Origin of the sequence: Pedosphaera parvula Ellin514, from assembly GCF_000172555.1 — a bacterium.
Classification (GTDB): domain Bacteria; phylum Verrucomicrobiota; class Verrucomicrobiia; order Limisphaerales; family Pedosphaeraceae; genus Pedosphaera.
Genome location: NZ_ABOX02000084.1, coordinates 1 through 17,329, shown reverse-complemented (window position 1 = coordinate 17,329; position 17,329 = coordinate 1). Strand labels below are relative to the sequence as shown.

Here is a 17,329-nt window from a genome sequence, read left to right as displayed (position 1 = left end):
GGCCAAATATTTCGCCATCATTCCCGCGATGTTGATGGCCACCTTTCCGGCCATTTCTCCGCTCAATGTCATGCACTTGCACAGCCCGGGCAGCGCCATTCTAAGCGCTGTCATCTTCAACGCATTGATCATTGTATGCCTGATCCCGCTCGCCTTGCGCGGCGTAAAGTTTCAACCCATTGGAGCCCTCGCGATCCTGCGCCGCAACCTTCTCATCTACGGCTTGGGCGGCGTCATCGTCCCTTTCGTCGGCATCAAACTCATCGATATGCTAATCACTGCTCTTAACCTCGCTTAATCTATGAAATTTCTCTTCATCCAATTACGCAGTTCCATCATGGCGGTCCTGGTTCTCGCGGTCGTCTGCTGCGGCCTTTATCCTTTGGCTGTTTACGCGCTCGCGCAAACCTTCTTCCACAACAAGGCCAATGGCAGTCTGATCGTGGATACTTCCGGCACCGTGCGCGGCTCCGCTCTGCTGGCCCAAAACTTTGCTGATGATAAATACTTCATCCCGCGCCCCTCCGCTGCCGGCAACGGCTACGACGCCACCAGTTCAGGTGGCAGCAATCTCGGTCCCACCTCCCAAAAACTCGCCGATGCCATCAAGGAGCGCATCGCAGATTATCGCAAAAAGAACGGGCTCAAGGACTCCGATCCGGTTCCTGCCGATGCTGTCACCGATTCTGCCAGCGGCCTTGATCCGCACATTAGTTTAAGGAACGCGGAGTTACAGTCACCTCGTGTGGCCAAAATCCGCAACCTGGACATGGACAAATTGCAGGAGCTCGTCCACCAGAACACCGATGCGGCCGACTTTGCCATTCTCGGTGAACCCGGTGTCAACGTCCTTAAACTCAACCTCGCTTTGGACCAACTCAATGTAACGAAGTGACTGACGGAAAACCATGTCAGTTTTACCCCTGTTTTAAAGTGAATATTACGCTTTCTAAAGTACAATTCTAATGTGACCGACGATCTTCGCGCAGATCCTGACCAGTTGCTTGAGGCGATCCAAAAACAGGAGAGCCTGCAAAAGCGTGGCCGGTTGAAAGTCTTCCTCGGCATGGCCGCAGGTGTGGGCAAGACCTATGCCATGCTGGAAGCTGCCATTAAACAGAAGTCGTTGGGAGTGGACGTTGTCATCGGTTACGTGGAAACGCACGGTCGCATGGAAACTGATCTGCTCGCCCAAAAGCTGCCCACCATTCCCCGCAAACAAATTGAACATCGCGGCATTCTCCTGCCGGAAATGGATGTCGATGCTGTTCTGGCCCGCAAACCAAGGGTGGCCCTCGTCGATGAACTGGCCCACACCAATGCTCCTGGAGCGCGTCATCCCAAACGCTATCAGGACGTTCTTGAACTGCTCGATGCCGGCATCGATGTCTACACCACCCTCAACGTCCAACATGTCGAAAGCCGTGCCCACACCGTCGAGGACATCACTGGTTCCACCATTCATGAAACGGTGCCCGACAGCATCCTCGACTTGGCCGAGATCGAACTGATCGACATTTCCCCGGAAGATTTGATGCGCCGCCTGGATGAGGGCAAAGTCTACATGCCCGACCGTGCCGCCGTAGCCATGGTCAATTTCTTTCGCGAAGGCAATCTCACCGCTCTCCGCGAAATCGCGCTCCGCCTTGCCGCCGATCGCGTTGGTCAGGACGTTCGCGATTACATGCAGGTAATGCAGATCCCCGGTCCCTGGAAAACCGGCCATCGCCTGCTCGTCGCCATCAGCGCCAGCCCCCTCTCCGCCCAAATGGTCCGCTGGACCCGCCGCCTGGCTGACAGCCTCGATGCACCCTGGTTTGCGGTTCATGTCGAAACTTCCCGCGTCCTTCCTGAAACTGATCAAACACGGCTTAATAAAAACCTGGCCATCGCTCGCGAACTGGGCGCGGAGGTCATCACGACGGCGGATGAAGATGTGATTCGAGGTCTTTTACGCATCGCCCGGCAGCATAACGCCACTCAAATCGTCGTCGGCAAACCTGCTGGCCACAACTTCATAAGCTGGTTCAAAGGTGGCCATTTTCTCCGCCGCCTCGTTGAAGAGAGCGGAGACATTGACATTCACGTGGTCCGCGCTGACAAAGCTGAAACTCCACAAACTCCCTTCACCTGGAAACCTCAAGGTCCCATACCTTGGAAACAATATGGCTGGAGCCTCGGTCTGGTGGCTGCGGTCACGGTTCTCAACTCTTCTTTGGATTCCTTCATCGGTCACCGTGCTGTTGCACTCATTTATTTGCTCAGCGTGGTCATCCTTGCCCTCTTCGTCGGCCGCGGCCCGGTTGTGATGACGGCCACTCTAAGCGCGCTGCTTTGGAATTTCTTTTTTCTGCCCCCGCGCTTCACCCTTTATATCACCACCATCGAGGATGCGATGATGTTTGGCATGTATTTCATTGTCGCGATCGTGATGGGTGAACTCATCGCCCGTTTTCGCGCCAAGGAAAAGGCGGAGCGCAAACGAGAGGAACGCACCACCGCACTTTACCACCTCACTCGCGAACTGGCCGACGCGATCTCCCTCGACCAGATTGTTGCCGTTCTTGTTCGTCACATTGGAAAGCTCTTCAACGCGGAAGCCGCCGTCTTGTTGTCCGAGCCTGGTAATGAGCTACCCCGGCAACCCATGTCAGGCAGCACCCTCAAAATCTCGGAAAAGGAGCACAGCGTAGCCACCTGGGTTCTTCATCATAATCAGAAGGCCGGACAGTTCACCGATAATTTACCCCTGTCTGAGGCGCTCTACCTCCCACTCTCCACCGCCACTGGCGCGCTTGGAGTGGTGGGAGTCCGATTGCCTCAATCCTCCGCCCCCAGCCTCGAACAAACCAACCTCCTGGAAGCGTTCGTCCGCCAGGCGGCCCTGGTCATTGACCGCCAGCGTCTCCATGAATCCTTTCAACAAACCCGGCTCGTCGCCGAATCTGAACGTCTGAGCAAAACCCTCCTCGATTCCATTTCCCACGAAATGCGCACCCCGCTGGCCGCCATCACCAGCGCCACCAGTGCCCTGGGCGATCCTTCACATCCCGCTTCACCTGCCTATACCCAGGCCATGCTGAATGAAGTCAGGGAAGCCGTGACCCGCCTCAATCGGTTGGTCGGAAATCTCCTCGACATCGCCCGTGTGGAAACCGGCCATGTAAAACCCCGCCTCGATTGGTGTGACGTGGGTGATTTGATTAATGTTACCGTAAATCATCTGCAAAAGGAATTGTCTGGGCGACCTCTCAACATCACCATCCACCCTCAGGTTCCACTGGTTAGAATGGATTTTGTTTTGATGGAGCAGGCACTCACCAACCTTCTGCTGAACGCCGCTTTTCACACTCCGGCGGGCACGGCCATCGATATCCTCGCTGAACCTCGTGACAAGGAACTGGCGCTTACTGTCGCTGACCATGGTCACGGTATTCCGCCCGAATCGCTGCCCCGCCTTTTTGATAAATTTTACCGCACTCCCGGCACCTCCACCGGCGGCACCGGCCTCGGCCTTTCGATTGTAAAAGGTTTTATGGAAGCGCAGAATGGCCGCGTGCAGGTCGAAAACCGTCCCGCAGGTGGCGCCGCTTTCACGCTTTACCTTCCGCTGTCGGAGGTGCCCAACGTCGCCGCTGAGACATCATGAGTCAGGATCGCCCAACGCCGATAGTTCTGGTTATTGACGATGAAGTTCAAATTCGTCGTTTGTTGCGCGTCAGCCTTGAGGCGAATGGCTATCGCGTTTTCGAAGCCGCCAACGGCCAGACCGGCCTCGTTGAAGCCGCCCAGCGTCGTCCGGAAGTCGTGCTCCTGGATCTTGGCCTTCCCGACATGGATGGTGTCACTGTCCTCAAACGCCTGCGTGAATGGAGCCAGGTTCCCGTAGTTATCCTCTCCGTCCGCGACCGCGAGGATGATAAAGTCGCCGCGCTTGACCATGGCGCCGATGACTATCTTACCAAACCTTTCGGCACCGCCGAACTGCTTGCGCGTCTGCGTGTCGCTTTGCGCCACTCTCAATCCGCGCCTGATGATGCTCTTTTCAAGTCCGGACCACTCGAAGTCGATCTGGTGGCCCGTCAGGTCAAAGTAAATGGCAAGCCCGTCAAACTGACCGCCACCGAATACTCGCTGCTGCAACTCTTCGTCCGCCACGCCGGCAAGGTTCTAACCCATCGCCAGATTCTCAAGGAAGTTTGGGGACCCAATTACCTCGAACAAACACACTACCTCCGCGTCTACATGACCCATCTTCGGGAAAAAATCGAAGCCACCCCCTCCCAGCCCAAACTCTTATTAACCGAATCCGGCGTCGGCTACCGGCTGGTTTTAAAATAGCAACCGCGCTGGGCAGCAACCAGGGTCCATCGTTTAACGCCCGTCTATCATCTCCCTCAAAGCACTTAAAAGCGCTTCCGCCTTGTACGGTTTGGCCAGAAATGGCACTCCCATCTCCGTGGTCCTGTGCATGCTCTCCGGCGTGGAAAGCCCGCTGGAAGCAATCACTTTCACCTGCGGATTCATGCTCCTCAAGGCATGGATCATGGCCGAACCATCCATCACCGGCATCATCATGTCTGTCACCACCACAGCCACTTCACTTCCATGTTTGCTATATATCCCAACCGCGTCAGCCCCATTCGCAGCCGTCAAAACCCGGTAGCCGAACCCCTCCAGGGTCCGCTGGGTAATCTTCAGAATCGATGGCTCATCCTCCACCAGCAGAATCAACTCGCCGTTCCCCCGCGGAAGCTCGGGCTCGTTTCGCGATGACGCCGCCTTTGATGCCGCCTTCTGAGCCGGCAAATAAATTTCGAACGTTGATCCGCGCCCGGGTTCGCTGGAAACGTGGATGAATCCGTCGTGGCTTTTTATAATTGCCAGCGTGGTCGAAAGCCCCAAACCTGTTCCCTTGCCCACTTCCTTGGTCGTGAAGAAGGGATCAAAAATCTTCTCGCGTAGCTCCGGTGGAATGCCGGTTCCGGTATCCGCAACCCTGATCACCACGTAGGCGGTGGCCTGGGAATTTAGCCCTGCCATCAACTGATTCTCCTCCCGCAACACATTCCCGGCACTGAGAGTCAACTGCCCACCCGCGGGCATGGCATCCCGCGCATTCACACAAAGATTCAGCAACACCTGGTGCAGTTGCGTTGGATCCCCCACGACCATCCACAGCTCCGGATCCGGCGAAACATCGACCTGTATCGATTTGGGGAATGTCTCCCCCATGATCTGCTCAATTTCACGGATTAAATGCCTGGGTTGCAATGCCAGCCTGCGTCCCTCCACCCCGCGCGCGAATGACAAGACCTGCCGGACGAGATCCGCACCCCTTTGAGCACCGGTTTTAATGCTGGAAATAACTTCGCGAATTTCCGCATCCCTCAATTCGTGCTCCAATAACTCACACGACATCAGGATGGGCGCCAGCACGTTGTTCAGGTCGTGCGCAATGCCGCCGGCAAGTGTTCCGATGCTTTCCATCCGTTGTGCCCGCAGGAACTGGTTCTCCAGCTTCTTTTTCTCTGTGATATCGGTGTTGATGGCCAGGACTGATTGTGGTTCGCCTTGATCATTACGCACCAGCGTCCACCTTGCCTCCACCAGCACCTCCCGCCCGCTCTTGGTTACCTGTGCTATTTCTCCATGCCATTCCCCCTTCGTCAGCAGTGCCTGCCTGGTCTCATCAAAGATCGTTGTATCCTTGTAAATGAGGTCCGTGATTTTTCTCCCCGCGGCTTCGCTCATCGTATATCCATACAAGCGTTCTGCGCTCTTGTTCCAATAAACCACTTCATCATTCATGTTGCGAACGAGAATGGCATCCTGCGCCTTGTCCAGCAGTGCGGCCTGCTCGCGCAGCAACTGTTCCTTGCGCCGGCTCTCCGTCACATCCAGGATCGAACCCACACGCTTGAGCGGCACTCCATGCTCATCGCATACCACCTCGCCCCGCTCCTGCACATTCCGCACACTGCCATCCCGCAGCACGATGCGATACTCTTGATCGATCATTTTGCCACCGCGGAGCGCCTCCTCCTGGGCCCGGATCAAACCTTGCCGATCCTCCGGATGCACCATTTCGAAAAATGCCTCCAACGTCCCGGGAAACTCACCTGACTGCAGCCTGAAGATTTCCAGCGTTGCTGGCGACCATTCCACCAGCCTGGTCGCGAAATCATAACTCCAGCTTCCCAGCCCCGCAATGCGTTGCGCATGACCCAGCAGCGATTCACTTCGTCGTAATTGCTCCTCCACCAGTATCCGCTCCGTGATGTCTGTGGCGATCCCGCAAAGTGCTTTGATGGTTCCCGAAGAATCTCGTAGCGGAAATTTGTGAACGACGGAAATCCGGTGCGGGTTTTCCATGGTTTCGGTAAACTCCATCAATTCACCCTGCTTCAACACCTTCCGATCGTTTCCCCGGTACAGGGCCGCCTGAGCTGCCGGCAGAAACTCCGTATCCATTCGGCCAATGATCTGTTCGCGAGTCAGATGGAACGATTTTGCGAACTGCCGGTTCACCAGCAGGTAGCGGCCTTCGAGGTCCTTCATGAAAACCAAATTAGGACTATTATCGAGAATGGCTTGCAGTCTTGCCTGGCTTTCTTGAACGGCCTGTTCTGCCTGTTTGCGCCGGGTGATGTCCTGTGCCACACCCGCTATCCGGTAGATGTGCCCGGTCTCATCCTTGATTGGGAAACCGCGGTCCGATATCCAGCGAATTTCTCCGTCGGGACGAATGATCCGGTATTCCTCGTCATATTGACCGATGACTTGCTTTTTCTCCACCGCATCAGCCACCCGCTGACGATCTTCAGGATGAATATTCTCCATCCATGCCTTTGGGGATTGGTATAAACTCTCGCGCGTTCGGCCCCAAATTTCTTCATACGCCGGGCTGACATAAAGCACTTCGGCCTCCACTGTATTCGCCATCCAGAATACTTCCTGGATATTTTCCGCCAATTGTTTGAAACGGTCTTCACTTTCGCGCAACTCTGCTCGCGAACGTTTATATTCCGTGATGTCCTCCACCATCCCAATCCCGTATTGCGGCTCCTGGCCCGCTCCGCGAACCAATGACGCCGTCAATCTGCCCCATTTTATTTCACCGTTTCTGTGAATAAACCGCTTCTCGATTTCATAATGGTCCCGCGTGCCTGCCATGAGTTCCCGGTAAAGAACCATGTCCGCCTCCACATCTTCGGGATGCGTAAATTCCGCAAAGGACATTCGCCGCAGTTCCTTTTCCGAATAACCCAAAAACTTCTCCAGCGCCGGATTGCACTTCACCGGATGTCCAGCCATGTTCACCAGCGCAATGCTGATGGCCGCATTTTCGAACGTAACCCGCAACTCCTCTTCATTCTTTCGCAACGACTCCTCCGCAGTTCGCCGCGCACTCACGTCACGCACAATGCTCAGCAGGTGCGGACGCCCGCGATAAGAAAATGGAGAGCCCTGCACCTCCACCGGTATCACGGTGCCATCCTTGCGCACCCCTTTCGCCTCGCAATTGAACCGCCTTCCCTGACCCACCTCCTGCACGAAAGTATAAAACAAATTCATGGAATCCGGATGAATAAAGTCGGCTGGCTTGAGCCGGACAAATTCATCACACGTATAACCAAGCATTTTGCATACTGCCGGGTTCCCCTCCACTATGCGCCCGTCCAGTTCAATGATGGTCAATCCCTCTGCCACTGTTTCAAACACGTTGCGATACTGTTCCTCGCTCATCCGCAACGCCATTTCGACCCGGCCCCTCTCCATTTCCTTCTCCAATGACTCCACCGCAAACGAAATATTCTCGGCCAGCGCATTAAGCAATCTCAACTCCTCATCATTGAAGTAATCAACCTGATCCGCATAGATGACCAGAATACCTGTCACGATTCCTCCCACCTTCAAGGGAAACGCCGCACACGAACGATATCCCCGTTTAAATGCCTCTGCACGGGAAGCAAAAGATGTATCTTTGGCAATATCATTGGAGAAATGGCAAATGCCGCTGCGAAAAGCCCTTCCTCCCGGCCCATGTCCTTCAGGCGGCATATCGCTCAGGGAAATGGTAATGGCATCTGTATAGCCATCGTTAAAGCCCCAGCTTGAAACAGGCTTGATGGCGCCGGTTGCCGGGTCCGGCAATCCTACCCACGCCATCCGCAACAGCCCTTCCTCCACCGCGATGCGGCATGCCTGCTCATACAACTTGCCCGTGTCGCGGATACGGACAATGGCCTGGTTGATGCTGCTGGAAACAGCATAAAGCCGGTTAAGCCGTTGAATTTTCTTCTCCGCCAGTTTGCGCTCGGTTACCTCACGGGAAGTGTAAAGAATAAGTGCGCAGCCACCGGAGCTGTCCGCACCGGGCGTCAAAACGCTTTCGCCATAATACCGGCCCTGGGTCGTTTCAATGATCTCTTCATAGCGCTGCGGCCGCATCGATCTGGCAGCCTCGCTGTACCTCAATAAGACTTGTTCGGTAAGTGACGGGCTGGCTTGTATTTTGCGAAGGACTTCGTCCACAGTCTTATTCATCAGATCTTCTTTGGTCAGGGCGAACCCGCTTCGACCAATACCCTCCATATACTTTTCGTTGATGTAGACCACACGGAAAACCGGCCCCGGTTCCACGCGCACAAAAGCCATCATATCGAGGGAGTGATCCAAAATTAGCCTGAGTCGCATTTCGGCTTCGCTCGGCACAAGCTCGCTGTGGTCTCCGGTGGTGGCGGGTTTGAAGCTGGAACTCATGGGTACATCTTTGACAGGCTGTTAGTTGGCGAACGATGAATTTCTGCTCATTCTCTAATACTTATATTCTCCCCTTAAAAAGACTTTTGACAACCCAAAGTGTTGTGTCAACTTTTTCGCAGAAAACCACTCTGGCTTGCTGGTTGAGAAAAGTTCACGCCGTCGCCCTCCAACCCACCCGCAAAACGAGCTGCCACGCTTTGAATTATGGCGATGTTTTGGGCGGCTTGGCTTCCGCTCGCAAATCCACCGCCAGATCCCCTTTCATCCATGCCAGCAACTTCTTCGGCCAGCGGGAGTCCATGCAGGGACGCTCTATCAAGGCGAAGAAGCAGGTTGAAAACACGAGGACGACTGGCAGGCAAACCAGCATGGAGAGGAGCACCGCCGGCCCGAAAGCCAGTTGCGGTCTCGTCTTTGCCAGCCACCTGCTGAACATGGACATGATCGGATAGTGCAGCAAGTAAATGGAATAACACATCCCGCCAACAACGTACACAGGTCTATAGGAAAACCATCGGCGTAATAATCGTCCCCTGAACATTAAGAAAAGAAAAAGAAAAATGAGCAGCGGCATGGCGTTCGAGATTCGCAGACTCAGCGCAAGGACGAAAACAGCAACTGCCCCCCAATCATACATGACTTTGCCATCAGTTTCTTTTTTGAGGGTGGCCAGATAGAGGTCCGCCAACAAAAACCCACCCAGAAAGTAAGCAAGGCTATTCAGCACGGTGAAGTACAAAATCCCTTTGACTGGAATCCAGGGCAGCAATAAAACAACGCCTGCGAGTATGCCGCGTCGAATGAGCGCCGGGAAACGAAACAATTGCACCAACAGTGGTACTAGCAGGTAAAATTGAACTTCAATTTCAAGCGTCCACGTCACCCCATCGATTTCAGGGGGATGGTGATATACCAATCCATAGCCATAAAAAAGCCGTACTAAGAGCTTGACGGGATCATCATCCGCTTTTCTGCTATCTAATAAGAACCAGGACACAGCAAAGAGTGAGACTAACACTATCACATAGGGCGGCTCCAACCGGGTCAATCGCCTGAGGTAATATCGGACAATGCTGACCGGCTTCTCCCCGCCAACGAAATGCCGGATAAAAGGCATCGCCAATATGAATCCACTAATGACAAAAAACAGTTGGACGCCAAAGGGGTTCCGGGACGTCACACTGAAAATCCCCTGCTCCCACGACTGCAACTGGCGACCATATGCGCTGGCCATGCTGAAAATGAGGTGGAATACCAACACCGAACCAATCGCCAGAAAACGAAGACCATCAATTTCCGCAATGTAATCCCCGCTGGAAGTCCTCCGCGATAATCGTTCGCTCCATTTATTCAGTTTTGAGAACATATGGCGTTGACAGACAATCTCTATGAAAGCGCCTTCACGGTCGCCTCGAGACTCGCCGCATCTGCGACGTTAAACATTTGCGCAGTGCCATCGATCCGCTTCATGAAACCGCTCAATGCCTTGCCTGGCCCGAGTTCAATAAAGCGGGTGAAGCCTTGCGACAGCAAATAACGCATCGACTCCTCCCAACGCACCGACGATGTCACCTGCTCCACCAGGCGCATCTGGATATCCATCACCCGCCCATGAGGCTTGGCGGTTACATTCGAAATTACCGGCACCTTCGTGTCGTGCAATTGGATCTGTGCCAAAGACGCCTGCAATTTCGGCTGGGCACCGGCCATCAGCTTCGAATGATACGCTCCCGCGACGCTCAGCGGCATCGCCCGCTTCGCTCCCTTGCCTTTCGCCAATTCACAAGCCTGGTCAATTTTTTCCGCCTCACCTGAAATCACCAGTTGGCCCGGGCAGTTCAAATTCGCCAACTCCACGCCAACCGCCTCACAAACCTCTCGCGTCACCGCCTCATCCAACCCAATGATCGCTGCCATCCCGCCCTTGGTCACTTCGCACGCCTCCTGCATGTACTGGCCGCGTTGACGCACCACCTTCAAACCATCTTCGAAGCCGAATGTCTCGGCTGCTGCCAATGCCGTAAATTCCCCCAGCGACAAACCAGCCGTCGCCTCAAAGCTCAAACCGGGAACGCGCTCACGCAACAAATGATACGCAATCCAGCTCACCAGGAAGATCCCCGGTTGTGCATGTTCCGTCTTCGTTAAGTCCGCTTCCGGCCCGGCAAAACAGATCTTCGCCAAGTCATAGCCCAGCACCGCATTGGCTCTTTCAAACCATGCCTTGGCCGTCGGAAAAGCCTCAGCCAAATCCTTGCCCATCCCCACCACCTGGGCGCCCTGACCTGCAAATAACAATGCCGTTTTGCTCATAAAGTTCTGTTATTAAACACCAAATTGGCATTCAACGAAAGGCTAGAATTCACGAATGCTGGATTCACCCCTCACCGAACCCATGGGCAGAGCACCCATATCCATACAATCACCTCACCAAAGTCTGATACAGGGCAATGACCAGCAATATTGGCGCCCAGTAATGCATCGGAATAAAAAACAGTGTATGTCTCGGCCACGTACCGGCAGATTCATCACCCTGATTTTTATCTTTTGCGACCGACCATTGCTGCAGGTAATTTCCCAAACTCCAGCACACCCCCGCCGCAACAATCAGCGACAATGCCAAAGGCCAGCGGTGGGCTTCGAAGTAACCATGTCCTTCCACTGCATCGAAAATCAGGTTACCCAAAAGTGCACAGGCCAAAACCACTGCCAATACCAGAAATCCCAAACCTCGCCAGATGATCATCATACTATTTGAAGGCAATCCTACTGGATTAAGTTCAGTCAAAACAAGCTGTGAAACCGGCCTCATGTCCACCCCGGAAATCCATAATGTTTTGCTATTTCCCACGCGCAATCTCGTGCATCCAATCCCGGCTCAGTACTTCCGGCCACAATTTCCTCTTCGCGCCAGATTCGTTCCAAAGCATGCTTTTCTGGTTCGGTTTTCAGATATTTCAACTCTCTTTCCAACTTCATGGGATCAAAAAACACCAGCTTCTCCCATGGCTCGCGGATCCCCTCCACCCGCTCCCAGGTTCTCTCTTCTTGAAAACAACCATAAACAAGCGACCGAACCATGACCCCAACCTTCCAATGGTGAAACTGGAAGGCATCCACGGAACTCTGAAAAGCCAACCAAAATACATCTGTGCTGTAGTCTTTGGATAGGTCCGCCAAGCCGCTTTCTGGAGCTTCATAATCATCCGCCGGCAACGAAGCGCCGATGAATTGCGCTCCCAACTCAATCTTTGCGCGTGGAAACCTCGCCTGTATTCCGGATAAATCAGCCTGCGGAGTGGTCCGAATATAAAACGCATTGTATGTCCCCATATGTTTTCATCGTATGGTTGCCCAGTCCGCAGAAAAGCAAATAAGACTTCTTTTTTCCAGTCCTGCAAGCTCCGGGCCTCCGCACAATGCCCCATACAAAAACCAGCTCCTTTGAGTTATTATCATCCCGAAAGTGCTCATGAACAAACCAGCCGCTTTGGGAATAGATTTGGGAGGCACCAAAACACTTTGCGTACTCGTCGATGAAAACTGCCGGCCGCTTAAGTCCATAAAATTTAAAACCGCCCCCGAGGAAGGTTGCGACGAATTCACGAAAAATCTTCTGAATGCCACCAAATCTCTGCAAAAAAGCGCGGAGATCAAAAAGCATAAACTCGTCACCATCGGCATCGGCTGTGCCGGCCTTGTCGATCAAAAAAAGCTGAGCATCGTCAAATCGCCCAATCTGCTCTGTCTGGAAAACTATCCCATTGGAAAATATCTACAGAAGGAGCACAACACTGAGGTCACTATCGGCAACGATGTGCAGGCGGGCATTTACGGCGAATTTAAACACGGCGCTGCGGTTGGTTACAAAAACGTCCTCGGCGTTTTTTTCGGTACTGGTGTCGGCGGTGCCGCCATCATCAATGGCAGGCTTTACTCTGGTTCTTCCAGCATGGGTGGCCAGGTGGGCGGTATTCTGGCCCAGCCGATCGGCGGACGGGAGGCCGCCTTGAGCCATGGCATTGTCGATCGTATTGCCAGCAAGGCCTCGATTGCCAGTGAGGCCCTGGTGATGGCGGTAAAGGACTGGGCTCCTTATCTCCACAACAAAGTCGGCACGGATCTTGCCCAGATCACCTGGGGCGTTCTCAAACGCGCCATCCAACACGGGGATCATCGGATTGAGGAAATGCTGCGCGCCCGCATGCGCGTGGTCGGCATTGCGCTCTCCAATATCATCAATTTCCTCAACCCTGATATGCTGGTCATTGGTGGAGGACTCGCCATGGAAATGCCGGAACTGGTGCACACCGAGTTGGAAACCGGCCTCCGCGAGTATCTCATTCCGGAGGTAAGCGAAGTCCTCAAGGTCAGGCTGGCCCAATTAAAAGGCGACGCAGTCGCCCTGGGCGCCGCCAGTCAGGCTTGGGAAAAGTGGCAGAAACATCATTAACCGCATGCGCTTCCTGGCCTTGGCTACCGATTTCGATGGCACCATCGCGTGGCATGGGAATGTGGCTGATCCCACCATTGCCGCCCTGCAACGCCTGAAAGACTCCGGTCGCAAAATAATTTTGGTCACCGGACGTGAGTTGCCCGATCTCCTGAAGGTCTTTCCTACACTGAACATTTTTGATTATGTCATCGCCGAAAACGGTGCCCTGCTCTATCACCCCGCTCGGAAACAATCCAGAGTTCTGGCTACCCCACCGCCAAGGCAATTCGTCGACCTGTTGCGGGAACGTGGAGTCCATCCCTTATCCCTCGGCCGGGTAATCGTCGCCACCCATGAATCTTACAAGGAAGTCGTGCAGCGGGCGATCAAGGAACTCAACCTTGGCTTGCAGGTCATCCTGAACAAGGGCGATGTGATGATTCTTCCCGCCAACGTGGACAAAGCCACCGGCCTGCAAGCAGCGCTCACTGAACTGCACATTCCTCCGGTCGCAACTGTTGCGGTGGGGGATGCGGAGAATGATTTTGCATTCCTACGCATCTCCGGGTGCACCGTGGCAGTTGCCAACGCTCTCGACTCACTCAAACAACGGGCTCAATTTGTTACCAAGGCGGGCCACGGAACGGGAGTGGAGGAACTGATTGAAATGATTCTAGCCAATGACCTGGCCTGCGCATTGCATTAACCGCTGTCACCATCGAATCCCCCGCGCAGCCACGCTCCAACATGTCCCTCGTCTCTTACGAACGCCATCCGGCGTACTTCAGCAGCATCTTTGACGATTCTTACCATCCGTAATTTCCGGATTATGATCCCGATTTAATGAACAGAGCCTTGCAAATTTTCGTCGCATACATTCAGCTTTAAAAAGATAAGCCTGATTTCTTTGTGAATATGAAATGTCCTTTGCTGTATTTGCTGTTGGTGGCGACCTTGGGATTTTGTCCGCAATCCTTCGCTGCTGATGCACCTGCTCCCGGTTTCACTCCTTATCTCTCACCGGAAGAGGAAGCCAAAACCATTCAGTTGCCCGACGGCTATTCCCTCCAACTGGTTGTGAGCGATCCCATCATCAAGGAGCCGGTCGTTTCGGCTTTCGATGGCAACGGCCGCATGTTCGTCGCGGAAATGCGCACCTACATGCAGGACATTGATGGCACGGACGAATACTCACCCAAAGGCCGCGTGTCGCTTCATTGGTCGAGCAAGGGTGATGGTGTATTCGATAAACACACCGTATTCATTGATCACCTCATCCTTCCACGCATGATCCTGCCGATGGCAGATGGCTTGCTGGTCAATTTGACCGATAGCAATGATCTCTGGCTTTACCGGGATACCAATGGCGACGGTGTCGCGGACAAAAAGGAACTTTTCTATGCCGGTGGCGCCAGGGGCGGCAATCTGGAACATCAACAAGGCGGGCTGATCTGGGATTTGGACAATTGGATTTACATGTCCGTTAATGCCATCCGCCTCCGGCAGGAGGGAACCAACACTGTTCGGGAATGGACCGCCTCGAACGGCGGCCAATGGGGCATTGCGCAGGATAATTATGGCAAGCTCTGGTTCGTCAATGCCGGCGGTGAACTCGGGCCGCTCCATTTTCAGGAACCCATAGTTTATGGCGCCTTTTCTGCCAACGGCCAGTTTGCCCCGGGTTTTGCCGAAGTCTGGCCCCTGGTCGGCCTCGCTGATGTCCAGGGTGGCACCATTCGCTTCCGGCCTCAGGATAATACGCTCAATCACTTTACCGCCACTTGCGGCGGTGAAATCTTTCGCGGTGACCAGTTGCCCACCGATTTACGCGGTGATCTCCTCTTCTGCGAACCCGTCGGACGCCTTATCCGTCGCGCCAAAGTTGAAGTGGTTGACGGTATCACCCGTCTCAGTAACCCTTACGAGAAATCGGAATTTATCCGCTCCACGGATCCCAATTTCCGTCCGGTCAACCTGACCACTGCGCCCGATGGCACGTTATACATCGTCGACATGTATCGCGGCATCATTCAGGAAGGCAACTGGGTGAAGAAAGATTCTTTTCTGCGTCCCAAGGTCCAAAAATATGGTTTGGAAAAAAACTTTGGTCGCGGCCGCATCTGGCGGCTGGTGCACAAGGATTTTCAGCCTGGTGCCGCATCACATCTCCTGGATGAGAGTCCCGCACAGCTCGTCACGCATTTGGAAAGCCCCAATGGCTGGTGGCGTGATACCGCCCAAAAACTGCTCGTTCTGCGTGGCGACAAATCGGTGGCTCCAGCACTCACCATCATGGCACAAACAAGCACGAATCACCTCGCCCGCATCCATGCTCTTTGGGCCCTCGAAGGGCTGGGCGCCCTCGAACCCGCATTGATCCGCGAAAAGCTCAAAGATGAACATCCCCAGGTGCGCATCGCGGCTATTCGTACCAGCGAAACGCTTTACAAAAGAAATGACAAATCCCTGGTTCCCGACATCCAGCAACTGACCGGCGATTCCGATCCCAATGTGGTCCTTCAAGTGCTCATGACCGCCAACCTTCTGACATGGCCCGATTACACCAAACTCATTGAAACGACCCTCGCCTCAACCTCCTCCAGTGGCGTAAAGGAAATTGGCAACCAGTTGCTGAGACCTTCTTCCTCATCCGCGACTGAATTGACCGCTGATGATAAAAAGTTGATGACCCGCGGCGAAGCGGTTTACAAGGAGCTTTGTTTCTCCTGCCACGGTTCCGATGGCAAAGGCATGCCATTGCAGGGGGGCAAACCCGGTGCCACCATGGCCCCGCCTTTGGCCGGTTCCAAAACGGTCAATGCATCGCACGAAGGCATTATCAGAGTTGTCCTGAAGGGACTCGCCGGCCCGGTGGCAGGGAAGACGTACGACGCGCAAATGGTTCCGATGGAAAGTAATGATGATGGCTGGATTGCCGCGGTCACATCCTATGTCCGCAACAGCTTCGGCAACGAATCATCCATGATTTATCCAAATGAAGTAGCCCGCGTCCGCGCCGAACTGAAAGATCGCGCCGAACCTTGGACCATTGCTGAACTGAACACCTCATTGCCGCATCGGCTCGCCAATCGCAATCAATGGAAACTCACGGCCAGTCATGGCTCCGCCACTGCCGCGCTGGCCATCGACGCCGATTTGAGCACTCGTTATTCCACCGGCACTCAGGAAAAGCCCGGCATGTGGTTCCAAATCGAATTACCGGAGGAAACAACCATCACCGGCATCGAACTCAACGCCGGAAGCTCGGTTCACGATTTTCCGCGCGGCTATAAAGTAGAGCTGTCCAACGATGGCCAGACATGGGGCCAGCCCGTTGCCGCCGGACATGGGACAACCTGGATGACTGACATTTCCTTTGCTCCCGCCAAAACCAAATTCATCCGCATTACTCAAACCGGGAGATCTCAACATTGGTTCTGGTCCATTCACGATCTGGAGATTCTAAAACCGGGCGAGCTGGTAAAAGCCAGTGCCTCGGTCGCAAAGAAGCCTGCCACCTCTGCATTTGAATAGGTGAAAAAGCAAGGAGTTGAAACTGTGCATTTCAACTCCTATTTGAAAACAGGTCGACGGCTGGACCGTGAAGCCTTGCCTATCCCGTTGCCATAACACGGGTCGTCTTCAACTGACGCTTGCGCCACTTGCGCACCGCCCACCTCACGGCAAACAACATGACTATTGCCAAAACGAGAACTGCCAAAACCGGCAGCACCAGAGTGAACACGGACAGGAGAACGGAACCAATCAATTCCATCGTCGACACCAGCGGATTTCCAAGGCCACCCGTCGTCGCTGTCGAAGCGCCACGCGCCACCACGGTTGTTCCCTGCATCAAACCCGCCATTCCACCGCCGGCAATGAGTGCCAAAGCCCACTTATAGAACGGGTCCACATTGCTCATCAATGCCACGGAAACAATGGTTCCGGCAATGACCGCGGAAGGGGATGCAATGGTATCGAGCAGGTGATCCACCCAGGGAATATAATATCCAAAAATTTCCAATCCAGCGGCTACGGAAAACGCCACAACCGCCGAAGTGGAGCCCATCCAATGAAATCCAGGCGAAAGGGCCAGGTGACCAAAGTGCGAGACAAGACTTACCG

The 17,329-nt window shown here is 54.2% G+C and carries 12 protein-coding genes and 1 pseudogene; 7 read left to right on the top strand and 6 right to left on the bottom strand.

The features are described from left to right. The 4 genes and pseudogenes from CFLAV_RS30700 to CFLAV_RS30685 all read left to right on the top strand — a co-directional run. A pseudogene (locus CFLAV_RS30700) lies at positions 1-298 on the top strand (potassium-transporting ATPase subunit KdpB); the annotation flags it as partial. A 3-nt stretch (positions 299-301) separates the two neighbouring features. After that, positions 302-895 carry a K(+)-transporting ATPase subunit C gene (gene kdpC, locus CFLAV_RS30695; RefSeq protein ID WP_007418837.1) on the top strand — a complete coding sequence of 198 codons (594 nt, stop codon included), beginning with the start codon at positions 302-304 and terminating at the stop codon, positions 893-895. Between the two features lie 72 nt (positions 896-967). After that, positions 968-3,649 (top strand): sensor histidine kinase, encoded by a 2,682-nt coding sequence (locus tag CFLAV_RS30690; protein ID WP_007418836.1) that lies wholly within the window; start codon positions 968-970, stop codon positions 3,647-3,649. Continuing rightward, positions 3,646-4,341, top strand: coding sequence for a response regulator (locus CFLAV_RS30685; protein WP_007418835.1), 696 nt, complete (start codon positions 3,646-3,648; stop codon positions 4,339-4,341). Before CFLAV_RS30690 ends, CFLAV_RS30685 begins: the two co-directional genes overlap by 4 nt. 33 nt (positions 4,342-4,374) lie before the next feature. On the opposite strand, the gene CFLAV_RS33520 is transcribed toward CFLAV_RS30685, so the two are convergent. From CFLAV_RS33520 to CFLAV_RS30660, 5 genes are all read right to left on the bottom strand, one after another. Beyond that, positions 4,375-8,766: a PAS domain S-box protein gene (locus CFLAV_RS33520; protein ID WP_007418834.1), complete on the bottom strand. Its 4,392-nt coding sequence runs from the start codon at positions 8,764-8,766 to the stop codon at positions 4,375-4,377. 205 nt (positions 8,767-8,971) lie between these two features. Then, the gene (locus CFLAV_RS30675) at positions 8,972-10,135 is read right to left on the bottom strand and encodes an acyltransferase family protein (protein ID WP_007418833.1); all 1,164 of its coding nucleotides are present in this window, start codon (positions 10,133-10,135) and stop codon (positions 8,972-8,974) included. Between the two features lie 20 nt (positions 10,136-10,155). Beyond that, positions 10,156-11,082, bottom strand: a complete 927-nt coding sequence (gene fabD, locus CFLAV_RS30670) for an ACP S-malonyltransferase (protein ID WP_007418832.1) — start codon at positions 11,080-11,082, stop codon at positions 10,156-10,158. A gap of 109 nt (positions 11,083-11,191) precedes the next feature. Further along, complete coding sequence (locus CFLAV_RS30665; protein ID WP_050786004.1) at positions 11,192-11,518, bottom strand: hypothetical protein; 327 nt, start codon at positions 11,516-11,518, stop codon at positions 11,192-11,194. A 59-nt stretch (positions 11,519-11,577) separates the two neighbouring features. After that, positions 11,578-12,102 carry a hypothetical protein gene (locus CFLAV_RS30660; protein WP_007418830.1) on the bottom strand — a complete coding sequence of 175 codons (525 nt, stop codon included), beginning with the start codon at positions 12,100-12,102 and terminating at the stop codon, positions 11,578-11,580. A 139-nt stretch (positions 12,103-12,241) separates the two neighbouring features. On the opposite strand from CFLAV_RS30660, the gene CFLAV_RS30655 reads away from it, so the two are divergent. The 3 genes from CFLAV_RS30655 (at position 12,242) to CFLAV_RS30645 (ending at position 16,738) form a co-directional block, all read left to right on the top strand. Continuing rightward, a complete protein-coding gene (locus CFLAV_RS30655; RefSeq protein ID WP_007418829.1) occupies positions 12,242-13,222 on the top strand; it encodes an ROK family protein in 981 nt (326 codons plus the stop codon). A 4-nt stretch (positions 13,223-13,226) separates the two neighbouring features. Next, the gene (locus tag CFLAV_RS30650; RefSeq protein ID WP_007418828.1) at positions 13,227-13,910 is read left to right on the top strand and encodes an HAD family hydrolase; all 684 of its coding nucleotides are present in this window, start codon (positions 13,227-13,229) and stop codon (positions 13,908-13,910) included. Positions 13,911-14,119: 209 nt separating this feature from the next. Beyond that, positions 14,120-16,738, top strand: coding sequence for a DUF7133 domain-containing protein (locus CFLAV_RS30645; protein WP_007418827.1), 2,619 nt, complete (start codon positions 14,120-14,122; stop codon positions 16,736-16,738). A gap of 79 nt (positions 16,739-16,817) precedes the next feature. Here CFLAV_RS30645 and CFLAV_RS30640 read toward each other — a convergent pair. Beyond that, positions 16,818-17,329: DUF4126 domain-containing protein (locus tag CFLAV_RS30640; protein WP_150107689.1), on the bottom strand; the 512-nt coding region annotated here is incomplete at its 5' end.